This is a genomic window from Marinospirillum alkalitolerans (genome assembly GCF_045055655.1).
Taxonomy (GTDB): domain Bacteria; phylum Pseudomonadota; class Gammaproteobacteria; order Pseudomonadales; family Halomonadaceae; genus Marinospirillum; species Marinospirillum alkalitolerans.
Map to the genome: position 1 here is coordinate 156,676 of NZ_JBANFI010000005.1, position 16,233 is coordinate 172,908.

Consider the following 16,233-nt stretch of genomic DNA (forward strand, 5'->3'; position numbering starts at 1 on the left):
GATGCAGGGCCACATCAAGCGGTTTTAAGAGGTGTGCAGGCGGGCCAGAGCATCACGGCAGCGTGCTTCGGCCAGTTCCAGCTCCTCTTGTAACCGCTGAATATCGCGCAGTTGCTGCTGCATATCGGCTTGTTTCTTTGCCAAAATATCCAGCATGGTGCGCAGCTGTTTTTCATCTCCTCCGGCTGTGGAGTCGTAGAGGTCAAAAAGCTCCTTGCTTTCGGCCAGACTAAACCCGAGGCGCTTACCACGCAGGGTCAGCATCAAACGGACGCGATCCTTCGGGCTGTAAATACGCGCCTGTCCCTGGCGAACTGGATTCAAGATGCCCTGCTGCTCGTAAAAGCGCAGTGTGCGCGTGGTGACATCAAATTCTTTGGCCAGATCGCTAATGGTGTAAGAGCGCGCGTTTAGCTGAAAGCTCATCGATTCTTCCTAGTGTTCAGAAATGACTTTAATCAAAGTTTACGTTAACGTAAAGATCAAGTGTGAAATTTAGTTTTTCTGCGCTCGACGCCGATAAAAATGAGGGCTGATCCCCATGATTTTTTTAAAGAGCCGGGAACAATAATAGCTATCCTCATAGCCGAGCTGTTCGGCAATCTGACGCCAACTGGCTGAGCTGGTGTCGAGCAGCTGGCAGGCTTTTTCGATTTTCATCTGCAAATAATGCTGAATCGGCGTGACCCCGGTCAGGGCCTTATAGCGGTGGACGAAATGATAGCGCGATAAGCCAGCTTTTGCAGCCAGCGTATCGAGATCCAGACGTTGATCCAAATGGGCGCGCATCAATTGCTCGAGCGCCGGAAGATCAAGCTTGGCCTGTTGTTGATCCTGTGGCTGGATCAGTGGCAGGGCGCACAAGAGTTGGCGCAGGCGCTGGCTGGCATGAATCAGGGTTTCTTTATGAAAGCCGCGCTGCTGCGCTGCCAGCAAGCCGTTGAAATCAACCAGTAGGCGTGCTTGTCGTCCTATCCAGCGTGTTCTTTGTGTGCCGGCAAAGCCTAGATGCTGGCGCAGTGCGGGTGCCAGGCTGCCGCTGAAGTGAACCCAGTAGATGGTCCAGGGATGCTGCTCCAAGGTGGCATAGTGATGCGGCTCACCAGCGGGCAGGTAAAGGAGCTCTCCAGCTTCAACGCGGCTGGTCTGGCCGCCGCTGGTGACCTGGCCTTCACCTTCAATGCAATAGATCAGCAGCTCGGTTTGATGCTGCTGGCGTTGCATCTGATGACCACGTGCGCGTTGATAAAAACCAAAGGCCAGGGGGTAGAGCTCTTGGGTTAAAGGGTGCTGCGCCAGATCGGCCACCAAGCGCGGCGGGACGAGATAACGAAGGCTGCCTTCAGGAAGCGGCCAGTCAGAAGTGTGAGACACGCGGCTTTCTCCTACTGAATTTCGCAATATCATCCATCTTGCTCACAATTTAGTCAATTTACGTTAGCGTCAAGTATTGCTAGTTTACAGAAAACCAAGCGGATGCTAGGTTCTGCTTTTGCTCAGTAGCGATCAGACCACAACCGCGATGCATAATAAGAACGCAAGACAAAAAGAGGATCAGTGATGGATTTTAATCTGACCGAAGACCAGCTGGCCTTTCGTGATGCTGCGCGTGCTTTTGCACATAAGGCGATGGCGCCCCACGCGGCACAATGGGATGCCGAGCATCTTTTCCCCGTTGAGGTGATTCAACAGGCCGGCGAGCTCGGGTTTTGTGGCCTGTATACGCCAGAAGCCCAAGGGGGGTTGGGTCTATCGCGGCTGGATACCAGTGTGATCGTGGAAGAGCTGGCCGCAGCTTGTCCCTCTACTGCGGCCTATATCACCATTCACAATATGGTCAGCTGGATGGTCTCCAGTTTTGCCCAGCCCGAGGTGGCGGATGAGTTTGGACCACGTCTGGCCAGTGGCGAATGGCTGGGTTCCTATTGCTTGACCGAACCCGGTGCTGGATCGGATGCGGCCAGCCTGCGCACTCGGGCTACACGTGAGGGGGATGCCTATCTGCTCAATGGTTCTAAGATGTTTATTTCCGGCGCTGGCAGTACGCAGCTGCTGGTGGTGATGGCGCGTACGGGCAGCATGGAATCCGGTGCCAAGGGTATTTCTGCTTTTCTGGTACCAGCCGATGCCGAGGGTATCGATTATGCGCCGTGTGAAAATAAGCTTGGCTGGAATAGCCAGCCAACGCGCTTAGTCACCTTTGAGCAGGTGCGGATTCCGGCCCACTATCGCTTGGGCGAAGAAGGCGAGGGTTTTAAATTTGCGATGAAGGGGCTCGATGGTGGGCGGATTAATATCGCCACCTGCTCTATCGGGGCGGCGCAAGCCGCGCTGAACTTGGCGAGCCAGTATGTGCAGGAGCGCCAGCAGTTTGGTCAACCACTGGCTGAGTTTCAGACAGTGCAATTTAAGCTGGCGGATATGCTGACAGAACTGATTGCGGCACGCCAGATGGTGCGGCTGGCGGCGTTTAAGCTGGATCAGGCTGATCCAGAAGCCACTGCCTATTGTGCGATGGCCAAGCGCTTTGCCACTGATGTCTGTTTTCAAGTGATCGATGAGGCGCTGCAGTTACATGGTGGATACGGCTATATCCGTGATTATCCGCTAGAGCGCTATCTGCGTGATGCACGCGTGCATCGCATTTTGGAAGGAACAAACGAAGTGATGCGGCTGATTATTGCGCGGCGTCTATTAAAAGAAGGTGTTTTAGAGGTGCTGAACTGATGACTGATTTATTGAAGTATGAACAACGTGGACATATCGGCCTGATCACGATTTGTAATCCACCAGCCAATACCTGGAATGCTGAGTCCTTGGCAGGGTTGAAAACGCTGATCGAACAGCTGAATGCAGATCGGGAAATCTATGCGCTGGTGATCACTGGCGACGGGGAGAAGTTCTTCTCGGCTGGTGCTGATTTGAATCAGTTTGCGGCTGGAGATCGTGCCGTGGCTTGGGAAATGTCACGCCTGTTCGGCCTGGCATTTGAAGCGCTGACGGATTTTCGGGGGGTATCGATTGCCGCGATTAATGGTTATGCGATGGGCGGTGGGCTGGAGTGTGCCCTGTCTTGTGATTTGCGCGTGGCAGAAGAGCAGGCGCAGATGGCGCTCCCTGAAGCACGCGTTGGGCTGCTGCCCTGTGCCGGTGGCACCCAGAACCTGCCTTGGCTGGTCGGCGAAGGCTGGGCCAAGCGGATGATTCTTTGCGGCGAGCGTGTCACGGCAGCCAAGGCGTTGGAGATAGGTCTGGTTGAAGAAGTGGTGCCGAAGGGGCAGGCGCTGAACCGTGCGCTGGAATTGGCGGAGATGGCGTGCCAGCAATCGCCTTCTTCCATCGCTTCATGCAAAAAGTTAGTGATGCATGCGCGAACTGGCAGCCAGCATGAACAAGGCTGGCGTTTAGAGCGTGAACTCTTTGTCGATTTGTTCGCGACAGAAGATCAGCGTGAAGGTGTGCAGGCTTTCTTGAATAAGCGCACCCCTGAATGGAAAAACCGCTAGGAGATCAGCATGAGTGATCAACCCTTGCTCCTCAGTGAGCTGCCGTTGGCGGATGGGCGCGTGATCGCCGTCGCTTGCTTGAATGCGCCGCGCGCTTTAAACGCCTTGTCGTTAGAGATGATTGAGCAGCTCTTACCGCAGATGCAGGCTTGGGCCAAGGATGCGCGTGTGGCGGCCGTTTGGCTGGAAGGTGCGGGAGAGAAAGCCTTCTGTGCCGGTGGAGATATCGTCGCCCTCTATCGTTCGATGACGGATTATGCCGCGAGTGGCGATCCGGCGCAGCTGAACCCCTATGCCGAGCACTTTTTCACGCAGGAGTATCGTCTCGACTATCTGATCCATACCTATCCCAAGCCGGTCATCGTGTGGGGGCAGGGCATCATTATGGGGGGCGGCATGGGCTTGTTTGCGGGTGCCAGCTGCCGTGTGGTGACGGAGCACTCTCGCTTGGCCATGCCGGAAATCAGCATCGGTCTTTATCCTGATGTGGGGGGCAGTTGGTTCTTGAACCGGATGCCGGGGCGTGTTGGCCTGTTTCTTGGGCTGACAGGCGCGCAGATCAATGCTGCGGACGCACTTTGGGTGGGGCTGGCAGATCGCTTTATCTGCCATGCCTTTAAAGACGAGGTCCAGCAGCAGCTGATGCGCAGTGACTGGTCCTTGCCAGCGCAGCAGGTGATTCATCAGGTGTTACGCGCGCAGCAGGCGCGCTCTGAGTCAGCCTTGCCTGAATCGCCCGTGCAGCAGAACTATGCGCAGATTCAAGCCTTAACCGATGCCGATGACCCAGTTGCACTGATTGAGCAGCTGCTGGCAGCAGAGCCAGCATCGCCTTGGTTGGCGCGCGCTTTAGCGAATCTGGCGGCTGGCTCGACCAGCTCGATGCTGCTGATTCAGCAGCAACTTGAGCGCTGTCGTCATGCTTCGCTCAAGGCTGTTTTTCAGCAGGAGTTGAACCTGTCTGTGCAAGCGGCCTTGAAGGGAGAGCTGACGGAGGGTATTCGCGCCCTTTTGATTGATAAGGATAAAACACCTCGTTGGCGCTATCCCAGTGTCAGAGAGGTGGAGGCCAGCTGGATTGACGGTTTTTTTGTCCCGCTGTGGCCAGAATCCCCGCTGAAGGATTTGTGATCGGATCTTGGGCGCACCGTGGCCTTGGATCAACGCCAGCATCAACAAAAACAACAGGAGTTGCGTGATGAGTCAAATCGCTTTTATCGGTTTAGGCAATATGGGCGGGCCGATGGCCCAGAATTTGGTCAAGGCAGGGCATCAGGTGCGCGGATTTGATCTGAGTGCCGCAGCGCTGGAGGCGCTTCAAGCCTCTGGTGGGCAGGCTGCGGCCAGCGCCACTGAGGCGGTGCAGGGCGCTGAAGTGGTGATCTCGATGCTCCCCAATGGGCAGTTGGTGGAGCAGCTTTATCTTGGTGAACAAGGCCTCTTGGCCCAGTTACCCGCAGGCTGTTTGGTCATTGATTCCTCGACCATCGCAGCAGAATCTGCCCAGCGTGTGGGGCAGGCGGCAGAGGCGGCGGGTATTCGCTTTATTGATGCGCCGGTTTCTGGTGGTGTCGGGGGCGCGCAGGCAGGGACGCTCAGTTTTATTGTGGGCGGCAGTGAGGCTGATTTTGCTGCGGCACAACCCCTGTTGGCGGCGATGGGCAAGAACCTCTTTCATGCAGGTGGTGTTGGAGCGGGACAGATTGCCAAGATCTGCAACAACCTGCTACTGGCGGTACTGATGACCGGCACGACTGAGGCACTGGCCCTAGGGGTCAAAAATGGGCTGGATCCAGCGGTTTTATCCCAGATTATGCAGCAGAGTTCAGGCAGTAACTGGGTGCTCAATGTCTATAATCCTTGGCCAGGTGTGATGGAGCAGGCCCCTGCTTCACGCGATTATCAGGGTGGCTTTCAGGTGGATTTGATGGCGAAGGACCTCGGTCTGGCTTGGGAGACCGCCCTGAAAAGCCAATCGGCCATCCCGATGGGCTCAATGGCGCGCAACCTCTTTGCCTTGCATGCCCAGCAGGGAAAGGGTGGGTTGGATTTTTCTAGCGTTCAGCAGTTTTTTATCGCGGCCTCCTAGGTCGTTTCATACCTTAGCTCGCTGGACTATCCGCGGCCTGAGTGGTCTCTCCAACCTCACAATAACAACAAGTCAGAGGTGAAGATGATGCAAGCGCAAATCGCGCGTCAGCGCGCACTTCAAGATCCACAAGCTTTTTGGGCCGAACAAGCCCAGTTGCTGGACTGGTCTCGTCCCCCTAGCCAGATACTGACTGAGCAGCCTGATGGTACGCATCAGTGGTTTGCTGATGGCGAGCTGAATAGCTGCTATCTGGCTCTTGATCGCCATGTTGAAGCCGGTCAGGGTGAGCGTTTGGCCTTGATTTATGATTCGCCGGTGACCCCTACCCAGCGCAGCTATACCTATCAAGAGCTTTTAGAGGCCGTTGCCTTGTTTGCCGGCACCCTGAAAGCCCAGGGTGTGGAGCAAGGTGATCGGGTCATTATCTATATGCCGATGGTGCCCGAGGCCGCCATTGCCATGCTGGCCTGCGCGCGTATTGGTGCCGTGCATTCAGTGGTGTTTGGCGGGTTTGCACCGCACGAGCTGGCGGTGCGCATTAATGATGCCCAGCCTAAGCTGCTGCTGACGGCCTCCTGCGGGATCGAGTTTGATAAGGTGATCGAATATATGCCGCTGGTGAATGCCGCGCTGGAAGAAGCCGAGCATCAGCCAGACCGTGTGCTGGTACTACAAAGAGAAGCCGCGCTCGCCCAGCTGCATCCTGAGCGGGATCTGGATTGGATGGCAGCACAAGAGGGCGTGACGCCGGCTGATTGGGTGCCGCTGCCAGCCTTGCATCCGCTGTATATCATGTATACCTCGGGCACCACTGGACGGCCTAAGGGTGTGCTGCGTGATCATGGTGGTCATGCTGTCGCGCTGCAGTATGCGCTGCGTCAGGTTTATAACATGCAAGAAGGCGATATCTGGTGGGGGATCTCGGATATAGGCTGGGTTGTCGGTCATTCATTTATTGTCTATGGCCCCTTGATGGGAGGCTGTACCAGTTTATTTTATGAAGGCAAGCCAGTACGCACGCCAGATGCCGGTGCCTTTTGGCGAGTGATTCAGCAGTATCGCGTCAATGGCATTTTTTGTGCGCCAACGGCATTTCGTGCGATCCGCAAAGAAGACCCAGAAGGCGTGCTCTTTGGTCGTTATGATGTCTCCTCGCTCAAGCATATTTTTGTGGCTGGAGAAAAGCTCGACTCGCCTACCTATCACTGGTTAAAAGAGCTTTCGGGCAAGCCCGTCTTTGATCATTGGTGGCAAACAGAAACAGGCTGGCCGGTCACAGCGCCGCTGACTGGGCTCGGCGAACAAGAAGTCCGGCTGGGATCGACCCATCGCGCTGTGCCGGGTTATCACGTTCAGGTGTTGCGTGAAGATGGATCTCAGGCTGAACCCAACGAAATGGGGGCGATTGCGATCCAGTTGCCCTTGCCGCCGGGAGTCACGCAAACCCTTTGGGGAGATCACCCGCGCTATCTCAGCGCCTATCTAGAGCGCTTTCCTGGCTATTACCACACAGGAGATGGCGGCTATATCGATGAAGAGGGTTTTGTTTACATCATGGGACGCACAGATGATGTGATCAATGTCTCAGGGCATCGCCTTTCAACGGGTGAGATGGAAGAGGTTGTGGCCACCCATCCAGCCGTCGCTGAATGCGCCGTCATCGGTGTCGCCGATGCGCTGAAGGGTCAGCTGCCGGTGGGCTTGATCCTGCTCAAGGATGGTGTCGATCTGCCCGCAGAGCAGTTGGAGCAGGAGCTGGTGGCTCTGGTACGTGAAAAGATCGGGGCCTTGGCCTGCTTCCAGCGCGCATTAGTGGTGGAGCGCCTGCCTAAAACCCGCTCGGGCAAGATCTTGCGTGGGATACTGCGTAAAATCGCAGCCGGTGAGCAGTATGCACCGCCCTCAACGATTGATGATCTGTCGATCCTGCCTGAAATTCAACATTCACTGCAAGAGGCTGGTTTTTTACGCTAGGTCTGTCTCTGCTGGCGGCAAAGCGGATGGCGTGGGTTATGGAACGCAATCCGCTTTTTAAGTCACACAAGAAGTCAAACAGATCAGAAAAAAAGTTGTGACCTGTCTCTTTATAGCTTACGTTTACGTCAAGGTTATGCTTGGGTGGCATTCATGCCCAGCATCAACCACCTGCTGAAATAACAACAAAAGGGCAAAAGCCCACAGCAAGAGGATGCACTATGAGCCAAGCGTTGATCCTGGAGACGCGACAACTCACGAAGGAGTTTCGTGGCTTCACGGCAGTGAATGCGGTGGATTTACAGGTGACTGAAGGGCAGATTCATGCATTGATCGGCCCCAATGGTGCAGGTAAAACCACGGTGTTCAATCTGCTCACTAAATATCTGCCCCCCACTCGCGGCGATATACTCTATCGCGGCAAATCCATCACCAAAATGAAATCGAATGAGATCGCGCGCTTGGGTCTGGTGCGTTCGTTTCAGATTTCGGCGGTCTTTCCGCAGATGACCGTGCTGGAGAATGTGCGTGTGGCCCTGCAAAGGACTATGGGCAATTCCTTTCACTTTTGGAAATCCAACAAGGTGCTGAATCAGCTGAATGAGCGAGCGATGGCTTTGCTGGAATCAGTGGGGCTGGCGCACTATGCCCAGCACATCACCGTTGAGCTGCCCTATGGTCGTAAACGCGCTTTGGAGTTGGCGACCACGCTGGCGATGGAGCCCACCGTGATGCTGCTCGATGAGCCAACGCAGGGCATGGGACATGAGGATGTCGATCGTGTTGTCGAGCTGATACGTCAGGCTGCTAAAGGACGCACGGTGCTGATGGTGGAGCATAACCTGAGTGTCGTGAGTCGCTTGTGTGACAAGATCACCGTGCTGGCGCGTGGTGCGGTGTTGGCCGAGGGGGATTATGCCAGTGTCTCGGCGCATCCCAAGGTGCGTGAAGCCTATATGGGCAGTGAACAAGCCACTGTAGAAGGAGCCCACTGATGTCCGCTTCGACAGACAATACCTCTCATGCCTATGAGCAGTTGCGCATCACCGATCTGCATGCCTTTTATGGCGAATCCCATATCCTGCATGGCCTAGATTTACAGGTCAGGCGTGGCGAGCTGGTCACCCTGCTGGGGCGTAATGGCGCTGGGCGTAGCACCACCCTCAAATCGATTATGAATATGGTGGGACGAAGAACAGGCTCGATCATGATCAATGGTCGTGAAACCCTCGGGACGCCTGCTCATCAGATTGCTCGGCTGGGTGTGGGCTATTGCCCTGAAGAGCGGGGCATTTTCTCCAGTTTAAATGTAGAAGAAAACCTGCTGCTGCCCCCGACTGTACGCAGTGGTGGAATGAGTCTGGAAGAAATCTACGCCATGTTCCCTAACCTCTATGAGCGGCGCAAAAGCCAAGGGACGCGTCTTTCTGGCGGTGAGCAGCAGATGTTGGCGATGGCTCGCATTTTGCGCACCGGAGCCAATCTGTTGCTGCTGGATGAGATCACCGAAGGTCTTGCGCCGGTGATTGTGCAGAAGCTGGCCGAGGTGCTGATGCAGCTGAAAGCCAAGGGACTTACGATCTTGCTGGTGGAGCAGAACTTCCGCTTTGCGGCCCCGATTGCCGATCGTCATTACCTGATGGAACACGGGCAGATCGTTGAAGAAATCCACCAGCATGAATTAGAAAGCAAAAAAGAGCTGCTCAATACCTATCTCGGTGTTTAGCGTACTTGATTTTTTGACCTAGCCAAGGAGGATCGCCGACCTAGATAAACACCTTCACAAGGCAACAGCTTCATTCAGAACCCACAACAACAATAAAAGACCGATCTTCTCTGGAGCTTTATAATGAAAACAATCAAAACTGCCCTTGCTGCTTCCCTCATTGGCCTGCTCGGTGTCAACGCGGCCCAGGCTCAAGTTTCTAATAATGAAGTCCGTATTGGCTACCTGGCTGATATGTCGGGGATCTACCGTGATCTGGCTGGCCCCAATGGCCTTGAAGCCCTGCGTATGGCGGTGGAAGATTTTGGTGGCCGAGTGAACGGCCAGCCGATTCGGATTCTCAGTGCCGATGATCGCAATAGCCCTGATGTGGCTTCAAGCACAGTGCGTCAATGGATCGAGCGCGATAATGTGGATATGGTGCAAGGTCTGGTGGCTTCTTCCGTGACCATTGCCGCCACGCGCGTGATGAACGGCACCAATACACTGGGGCTGGTCAATGGCTCGGCAGCCTCCAGTATTACCAATGAACACTGCACGCCCAATCATATTCACTGGGCCTATGATACCTACCCCTTGGCGCATGGCACTGCCGCCGCGATTTTGGCTGAAGGGGGGCAAAACTGGTTTATCCTGACCGCTGACTATGCCTTTGGACACGCCTTAGAAAACGATGTGCGCGCCGTGGTAGAAAGCCAGGGTGGGCGTGTCGTCAATACCGTCCGTCATCCCTTAGCGACCAATGATTTCTCCTCTTATATTCTCCAAGCGCAAGCCTCCGGTGCGCAGGTGGTCGGTCTGGCCAATGCGGGTTCAGATACAGTGAATTCGATTATCACCGCCGGTGAGTTTGGTTTGACCCATTCAGGCCAGACGGTTGCTGCCTTGTTGCTCTTCTTAAATGATGTGCACGCTTTGGGTGTGGAAACCGCGCAAGGAACGCAGCTGGTCACCGGCTGGTATTGGGATATGAATCCTGAAGCACGCGCTTGGGCAGATCGCTTTTATGCTCGCACCAATGCACGGCCCTCGATGGTTCAGGCAGGGATTTATTCAAGCACCATGCATTATCTGCGCGGCGTAGAAGCCACCGGCAGTGATCGTGCTGCAGATGTGCGTGCTTGGATGGCAGCGAATCCAATCAATGACATGTTCGCGCAAGGCGGCTATGTGCGTGAAGATGGCCGTATGGTGCATGACATGTACTTGGCTCGCGTCAAAACTCCGGCTGAATCCACCGGCCCTTGGGATCTGTATGAGATCGTCCGCACCATTCCTGGCGATGAAGCCTATCGTCCCCTCGCTGAGAGTGTCTGTTCACTGGTGAACCGCTAAGCGGGCTCTTCTGCTGCTGCGAAAAAGGATGATATCAAGATGACAATGATATTTGGCGTTCCAGCTGCTGCCTTCTATGGGCAGCTGCTTCTTGGCCTGATCAATGGTGCTTTTTATGCCCTGCTGAGCTTGGGGCTGGCGATCATCTTTGGCCTCCTCAAGATTATTAACTTTGCCCACGGAGCCCAGTATATGCTGGGCGCTTTTGCCGCTTGGCTGCTGCTGAATCTGCTCGGCGTGAACTACTGGATGGCCCTGTTCCTTGCCCCGCTGTTGGTGGGGATCTCGGGCATGTTGATCGAGCGTTTTCTGCTGCGTCGTATTGCCCATATTGATCATATCTATGGTCTGCTGCTGACCTTTGGTCTGGCACTGATGATTCAGGGGATTTTTACTAACTGGTTTGGAGTATCGGGTAATCGCTATCCGGTGCCTGAAGCCTTGCGTGGCGGGGTGAATCTGGGCTTTATGTTCTTGCCCTACTATCGCGCTTGGGTGGTTGGTATTGCGTTGGTGGTGTGCTTTTTTGTCTGGTTTATGATCGAAAAAACCAAGCTAGGGGGCTATCTGCGAGCCGGTACTGAAAATCCAGCGCTGATGCAGGCCTTTGGGATTAATGTGCCGTTACTGATTACGCTGACCTATGGCTTTGGTGTGGCGCTGGCGGCCTTTGCCGGCGTGTTGGCGGCCCCGATCTATTCCGTCGCTCCGGCGATGGGCGCGAATCTGCTGATCGTGGTGTTTGCTGTCGTGGTGATCGGTGGCATGGGCTCGATTGTGGGCGCGATTTTGACCGGCCTTGCTATGGGGGTGATTGAAGGTCTCACTAAGGTGTATTACCCAGAAGCCTCGAATACGGTCATCTTTTTGGTGATGATTCTAGTGCTGCTGCTTCGCCCAGCTGGGCTTTTTGGGAAGGAGGCTTAACCATGCATCAACCTGCCGAGACACTCAAGGCTGTGGCCGCGCAGCAGCAAAAAAGACGCTGGATGCTCTACGGTTTTTTACTGCTGCTCGCGCTCGTGGCCCCTTGGGTCACCTATCCGGTTTTTCTGATGAAAATCCTCTGCTTTGCTCTTTTTGCCTGCGCTTTTAATCTGCTGTTGGGCTATGCCGGTTTGCTGTCTTTTGGACATGCCGCTTTTTTGGCGACTGGAGGCTACTACACGGGGTATCTGCTCAGTCAGCATTCGGTGACGCCCGAGGTTGGCATTCTGGTGGGCACACTGGCAGCGACGGTGCTGGGCGTGCTCTTTGGTGTGCTGTCGATACGGCGTCAAGGCATCTACTTTGCGATGATTACGCTGGCGCTGGCGCAAATGGTGTTCTTCTTCTATCTGCAAGCCGATTTTACTGGAGGCGAGGATGGGCTGCATGGTGTACCTCGCGGGCAGCTGTTTGGTCTGATCGATCTCTCCAATAATTTGGCGATGTACTATTTTGTGCTGGCGGTCTTCCTATTCGGCTTTATGGTGATTCAGCGCACGATTCACTCGCCCTTTGGGCAGGTGTTGAAGGCGATTCGTGAGAATGAAGCCCGCGCGACCTCGCTTGGCTATAACACCGATGCTTACAAGCTGGTGGCTTTTGTGCTCTCTGCGGCCTTAGCTGGTTTGGCTGGTGCGACCAAAACGGTGGTTTTTCAGCTGGCTTCGTTAACCGATGCACATTGGCATATGTCAGGCGAGGTGGTGTTGATGACGCTGGTCGGTGGTGTCGGCACCCTGTTCGGCCCCTTGGTGGGTGCCGCTTTTGTGGTCGGCATAGAGCACCAGCTGGCACAAAGTGCATTGGGGGATTGGGTCAATGTGATCCTGGGGGCCATCTTTGTCATCTGTGTGCTGGTGTTTCGGGCCGGTATTGTTGGCGAGATCACCAAGTTTATTGAAAAGAACTTTCGTTAGGAAGCCGCTGGTTCACGACTGCGCTGGGTCATGCTGCGTTGAAGCTGGCCTGACCTACGCTCATCACGTTGATCAGAGGCTCCTTAGAAAACCTGAGTAGCCAAGACCGAAGCGCTTGGAAGACTCGCAGCGGATCGTCAGGATAAGCCAGGGGCGTGCCTCTGGCTCATTTTTTGCTGAAAAACGGCTTTTTTATGCAGAAATATGGATTTTTGGTTGCCATTCAGCCTTTGAGTGGTAAAAATGCTTTCCGCTTAATCTTTACCCTAGTGGTTTATCCTGCTGGATAAGCTCAACAATAAAGCAGACGCTAGAGGTTATTTTGAATTCAACACTCAAACCCTTCGATCTCATCAGCTTAGGCTTTATGACCTTTGCTTTCTTTTTAGGTGCTGGGAATATTATCTTCCCAACCATGGCTGGGATGCTGGCCGGTGAGGCCATGTGGCCTGCGATGCTTGGTTTCTTGCTGACGGCTGTCGGCCTGCCGCTGTTGGGCTTGTTTGCCGTAGCACGCGCCGGTGGTGGTGTCGCAAAGATGACCCAGCTTTTGCATCCAGGCATCGGTATTGCTATCTCGGTGGTGATTTTTATCATTATCGGCCCACTGATTGCTGCGCCGCGTACTGGCTTGGTGGCCTATGAGTTGAGCCTGCGCGCTTACAGTGAAACACCTGTGCTGAGCCAGCTGAGCTACTCACTGCTTTTCTTTGGCCTCGCGGCTTTATTGGCCCTCTATCCTGGCCGTTTGATGGATTCAATCGGTAAGATCCTGACGCCCCTGCTGATTGTCCTGCTGCTGGTGCTGGCCGTTACGGTGATGCTGGCCAGTGGCCGAGAAACCCTGCCGACGGCGGAGCAGTATCTGGTCGCACCCTTGGCACAGGGGATTGTTGATGGTTACAACACTATGGATGCCTTGGCGTCGATTATGTTCGGCATGCTGATTATTGATCTGCTGGTCAAAAAAGGCATTACCGAGCCAAGTCAGCAGTATCGTTGTTTGGTCTGGGCGGCGCTGATTGCGGCGGCCGGTCTGGCGGTGGTGTATGTGTCTTTGTTCTTCCTTGGCGCTGGTTTTGGTGTGCCTGGTGCCGCTTCTGGTGGAGAGATTCTGACGCACTTTGTCGCCAGCCAATATGGTGATCTGGGTATGATCGTGCTGGGTGGGGTGATTACCCTGGCCTGTTTGACCACTGCGGTGGGTCTGCTGAGCGCCTGTTCTGACTACTTCTCGCAGCTGGTGCCGGTTTCCTATCGCCAGTTCGTGGTGATCAATGCTCTGTGCTGCTTGGCGGTGGCGAATCTGGATTTGAGTGTGCTGATCAGCTACAGCATTCCTGTGCTGGTGGCGGTCTATCCGATGGCCATCTCCTTGATGCTCTACAGCCTCAGCCGCCAGTGGTTAGGCTTGCCGCGTGAGGCATTGCTGAGCATTTTAGTGGTGTCGGTCTTCTTTGGTGCCGTTGAGGGCTTCAAGGTGCTGGGCTTCAGTCTGGCCTGGCTGGCGTGGATGCCTGGGTTTAGCGTGGGCTTGGCTTGGGCGCTGCCTTGCTTGTTGGTGTTGCTCGCCTTCTTTGTGTTGGGGCGTGTGCAGGAGCGTCAGGCTTCGGCATCAGCCTGATCTAGGGAGCCTCAATCAAAAACCCCAGAGAAATCTGGGGTTTTTTTGATGCAGTGTACACAGGGGTGAAGGTGCTGGCAGAGAGCGGGCCTAATTAGGCTTCTTGCAAGGCCGCTAATCCTGCAAAGAGTGCGAGAGCCTCAGGGTTGGCTAGCGCTTCTTGGTTTTTGACTGGACGCCCGTGCACCACTTCTCTGACGGCCAGCTCAACAATCTTGCCTGAGCGTGTCCGTGGGATATCGGCAACCTGCACAATTTTAGAGGGCACATGCCGTGGCGTGGCCTGTTGGCGGATCTGCTGGCGCAGGCGCTGTTCTAGCTCAGGTGTCAATTGCTGGCCTTGTTGCAAACGAACAAAGAGCACCACCCGCACATCATCCTGCCATTGCTGGCCGATACACAGTGCTTCAGCGACCTCGGTAAAGGTTTCGACCTGACGATAGATCTCAGCCGTGCCAATACGCACGCCGCCTGGATTCAGCACGGCATCGGAGCGGCCATAGATGATCAAGCCATCCTCTGCCGTCAGTTCGGCATAGTCTCCCTGTGCCCACACACCAGGAAAGCGCTCAAAATAGGCGGCCTGATACTTCTTGCCATCTTCATCCTGCCAAAAACCCAGCGGCATTGAAGGGAAGGGCTGAGTGCAGACCAGCTCACCTTTTTCGCCCACCACGGCTTGCCCTGCCTCATTCCAGACCTCAACCGCCATGCCAAGGCCACGGCACTGCAACTGCCCAGCATAAACAGGACGCAGCGGGCAGCCTAGCGCAAAGCAGGAGACGATATCGGTGCCACCGGAGATCGATGCCAGCAGCAGGTCGTCCTTGATCTCACGATAGACATAGGCAAAGGACTCAGGCGAGAGGGGCGAGCCAGTTGACAGCAGTGTACGCAAGGCAGGTAGTTGATGTGTCTGCTTGGGGCGCAGGCCGGCTTTTTCGCAGGCAGACAGATATTTGGCGCTGGTGCCAAAGACACTGATCTGCTCGCGCTCAGCCAGATCCCAGAGTGAGCGCGGCTCAGGTGCAAAGGGAGAGCCATCAAAGAGCACCAGCCTTGTGCCCAGCGCCAGTGCGGAGACCTGCCAGTTCCACATCATCCAACCGCAGGTGGTGTAGTAGAAGAAGACATCCTCGCGGGTCAGGCCCGTATGCAGGATCAGTTCTTTAAGATGCTGAAGCAGCGTGCCACCGGCGCTGTGGACGATACACTTCGGCACGCCGGTGGTACCCGAGGAAAAGAGGATATACAGCGGATGATCAAAGGGCAGCTGGGCAAAATCGATCTCGGTGGCTGGATGGGCCAACAGGGCTGACCAAGCGCGCAGCTGATAACTGGGCGTGCTTGACTGGGCTGGAAGCTGAGGTGCCTCATCCAGATAGGGCAGCAGCACCAGCTGCTCCAGTTCGGGCAGCCCTGCCGCAATCTGAGCAACCTGCTGTGTGGTTTCAATGCGCTTGCCTTGGTAGAGATAGCCATCAGTGGCAAAAAGCAGGCGTGGCTGGATCTGTCCAAAGCGATCCAGCACGCCTTGCACGCCAAAGTCAGGCGAGCAGGAAGACCAGATGCCGCCCAGACTGGTGGTGGCCAGCATCGCAATCAGTGCGAAATGACTATTGGGCAGGTAGCCAGCGACCCGATCGCCGGGCTGAATCCCCAGATCACGCAGACTGGCAGCCAGCTGCGCGACCTGTTGATACAGCTCGGCATAACTTAGCTCGATACGCTGGCCATCCTCACGACAGGCGATGATGGCTGGGCGCTGATCACGAAAACGCAGTAGGTTCTCGGCAAAATTCAATCTGGCCTCAGGAAACCAGCGGGCTTGCGAGAAGGGCGCACCGGCTGGTGCGGGTACCAGTACCTGATCGCCTTGCTGGCTGGCGATCACCTGCCCCAGTGACCAGATCTGCGACCAGAAGGCTTCAGGCTGAGTCAGGCTCCACTGGTGCAGATCTGCATAGTCTTTGAGTGCCAGATCCCCTTGCTGATTGAGCTGCTGCATCCATTGTCCCATCGGTGTCTGCAACGGGGTAGCGGGTTGCCAGAGCGGAAGAGGTGTCGTCATT

Annotated in this window: 14 protein-coding genes; 11 read left to right on the forward strand and 3 right to left on the reverse strand. The window is 55.3% G+C overall.

What is annotated here, in order from left to right:
• Nucleotides 1-24: 24 nt before the first annotated feature.
• Both V6U78_RS09495 and V6U78_RS09500 read right to left on the reverse strand, forming a co-directional pair.
• Entirely contained in the window at nucleotides 25-426 is a 402-nt protein-coding gene (locus V6U78_RS09495; protein ID WP_405339790.1) for a MerR family transcriptional regulator, read from the reverse strand.
• Between the two features lie 69 nt (nucleotides 427-495).
• The gene (locus tag V6U78_RS09500; RefSeq protein WP_405339792.1) at nucleotides 496-1,374 is read right to left on the reverse strand and encodes an AraC family transcriptional regulator; all 879 of its coding nucleotides are present in this window, start codon (nucleotides 1,372-1,374) and stop codon (nucleotides 496-498) included.
• Between the two features lie 186 nt (nucleotides 1,375-1,560).
• Here V6U78_RS09500 and V6U78_RS09505 point away from each other — a divergent pair, with 186 nt between their 5' ends.
• The 11 genes from V6U78_RS09505 to brnQ all read left to right on the forward strand — a co-directional run bounded on the left by V6U78_RS09505 (nucleotide 1,561) and on the right by brnQ (nucleotide 14,161).
• A complete protein-coding gene (locus V6U78_RS09505; protein ID WP_405339794.1) occupies nucleotides 1,561-2,727 on the forward strand; it encodes an acyl-CoA dehydrogenase family protein in 1,167 nt (388 codons plus the stop codon).
• A complete protein-coding gene (locus V6U78_RS09510) occupies nucleotides 2,727-3,506 on the forward strand; it encodes an enoyl-CoA hydratase (protein ID WP_405339796.1) in 780 nt (259 codons plus the stop codon). The genes V6U78_RS09505 and V6U78_RS09510 overlap by 1 nt, the downstream gene beginning before the upstream one ends.
• A 9-nt stretch (nucleotides 3,507-3,515) precedes the next feature.
• Nucleotides 3,516-4,637 carry an enoyl-CoA hydratase/isomerase family protein gene (locus V6U78_RS09515; protein ID WP_405339798.1) on the forward strand — a complete coding sequence of 374 codons (1,122 nt, stop codon included), beginning with the start codon at nucleotides 3,516-3,518 and terminating at the stop codon, nucleotides 4,635-4,637.
• 67 nt (nucleotides 4,638-4,704) lie between these two features.
• On the forward strand, nucleotides 4,705-5,595 hold the full coding sequence (gene mmsB, locus V6U78_RS09520) for a 3-hydroxyisobutyrate dehydrogenase (RefSeq protein WP_405339800.1): 891 nt from the start codon (nucleotides 4,705-4,707) through the stop codon (nucleotides 5,593-5,595).
• A gap of 87 nt (nucleotides 5,596-5,682) precedes the next feature.
• Entirely contained in the window at nucleotides 5,683-7,572 is a 1,890-nt protein-coding gene (locus V6U78_RS09525; RefSeq protein ID WP_405339802.1) for a propionyl-CoA synthetase, read from the forward strand.
• 221 nt (nucleotides 7,573-7,793) lie between these two features.
• Entirely contained in the window at nucleotides 7,794-8,567 is a 774-nt protein-coding gene (locus V6U78_RS09530) for an ABC transporter ATP-binding protein (RefSeq protein ID WP_405339804.1), read from the forward strand.
• Nucleotides 8,567-9,298, forward strand: a complete 732-nt coding sequence (locus V6U78_RS09535) for an ABC transporter ATP-binding protein (protein ID WP_405339806.1) — start codon at nucleotides 8,567-8,569, stop codon at nucleotides 9,296-9,298. Before V6U78_RS09530 ends, V6U78_RS09535 begins: the two co-directional genes overlap by 1 nt.
• A 123-nt stretch (nucleotides 9,299-9,421) precedes the next feature.
• Nucleotides 9,422-10,633: an ABC transporter substrate-binding protein gene (locus V6U78_RS09540; RefSeq protein ID WP_405339808.1), complete on the forward strand. Its 1,212-nt coding sequence runs from the start codon at nucleotides 9,422-9,424 to the stop codon at nucleotides 10,631-10,633.
• A 39-nt stretch (nucleotides 10,634-10,672) separates the two neighbouring features.
• Complete coding sequence (locus tag V6U78_RS09545) at nucleotides 10,673-11,560, forward strand: branched-chain amino acid ABC transporter permease (protein ID WP_405339810.1); 888 nt, start codon at nucleotides 10,673-10,675, stop codon at nucleotides 11,558-11,560.
• 2 nt (nucleotides 11,561-11,562) lie between these two features.
• A complete protein-coding gene (locus V6U78_RS09550) occupies nucleotides 11,563-12,537 on the forward strand; it encodes a branched-chain amino acid ABC transporter permease (protein WP_405339812.1) in 975 nt (324 codons plus the stop codon).
• Nucleotides 12,538-12,859: 322 nt separating this feature from the next.
• Nucleotides 12,860-14,161 (forward strand): branched-chain amino acid transport system II carrier protein, encoded by a 1,302-nt coding sequence (gene brnQ, locus V6U78_RS09555; protein ID WP_405339814.1) that lies wholly within the window; start codon nucleotides 12,860-12,862, stop codon nucleotides 14,159-14,161.
• 94 nt (nucleotides 14,162-14,255) lie between these two features.
• On the opposite strand, the gene V6U78_RS09560 is transcribed toward brnQ, so the two are convergent.
• Nucleotides 14,256-16,232: an acetoacetate--CoA ligase gene (locus V6U78_RS09560; protein ID WP_405339816.1), complete on the reverse strand. Its 1,977-nt coding sequence runs from the start codon at nucleotides 16,230-16,232 to the stop codon at nucleotides 14,256-14,258.
• Between the last annotated feature and the right edge of the window lies 1 nt (nucleotide 16,233).

What these genes read in the sequence shown, in the direction of transcription:
- V6U78_RS09495 (WP_405339790.1), bottom strand. Translation starts at nt 426, where the DNA reads ATGAGCTTTCAGCTAAACGCGCGCTCTTACACCATTAGCGATCTGGCC.
- V6U78_RS09505 (WP_405339794.1), top strand. Translation starts at nt 1,561, where the DNA reads ATGGATTTTAATCTGACCGAAGACCAGCTGGCCTTTCGTGATGCTGCG.
- V6U78_RS09510 (WP_405339796.1), top strand. Translation starts at nt 2,727, where the DNA reads ATGACTGATTTATTGAAGTATGAACAACGTGGACATATCGGCCTGATC.
- V6U78_RS09515 (WP_405339798.1), top strand. Translation starts at nt 3,516, where the DNA reads ATGAGTGATCAACCCTTGCTCCTCAGTGAGCTGCCGTTGGCGGATGGG.
- mmsB (WP_405339800.1), top strand. Translation starts at nt 4,705, where the DNA reads ATGAGTCAAATCGCTTTTATCGGTTTAGGCAATATGGGCGGGCCGATG.
- V6U78_RS09525 (WP_405339802.1), top strand. Translation starts at nt 5,683, where the DNA reads ATGCAAGCGCAAATCGCGCGTCAGCGCGCACTTCAAGATCCACAAGCT.
- V6U78_RS09530 (WP_405339804.1), top strand. Translation starts at nt 7,794, where the DNA reads ATGAGCCAAGCGTTGATCCTGGAGACGCGACAACTCACGAAGGAGTTT.
- V6U78_RS09535 (WP_405339806.1), top strand. Translation starts at nt 8,567, where the DNA reads ATGTCCGCTTCGACAGACAATACCTCTCATGCCTATGAGCAGTTGCGC.
- V6U78_RS09540 (WP_405339808.1), top strand. Translation starts at nt 9,422, where the DNA reads ATGAAAACAATCAAAACTGCCCTTGCTGCTTCCCTCATTGGCCTGCTC.
- V6U78_RS09545 (WP_405339810.1), top strand. Translation starts at nt 10,673, where the DNA reads ATGACAATGATATTTGGCGTTCCAGCTGCTGCCTTCTATGGGCAGCTG.
- V6U78_RS09550 (WP_405339812.1), top strand. Translation starts at nt 11,563, where the DNA reads ATGCATCAACCTGCCGAGACACTCAAGGCTGTGGCCGCGCAGCAGCAA.
- V6U78_RS09560 (WP_405339816.1), bottom strand. Translation starts at nt 16,232, where the DNA reads ATGACGACACCTCTTCCGCTCTGGCAACCCGCTACCCCGTTGCAGACA.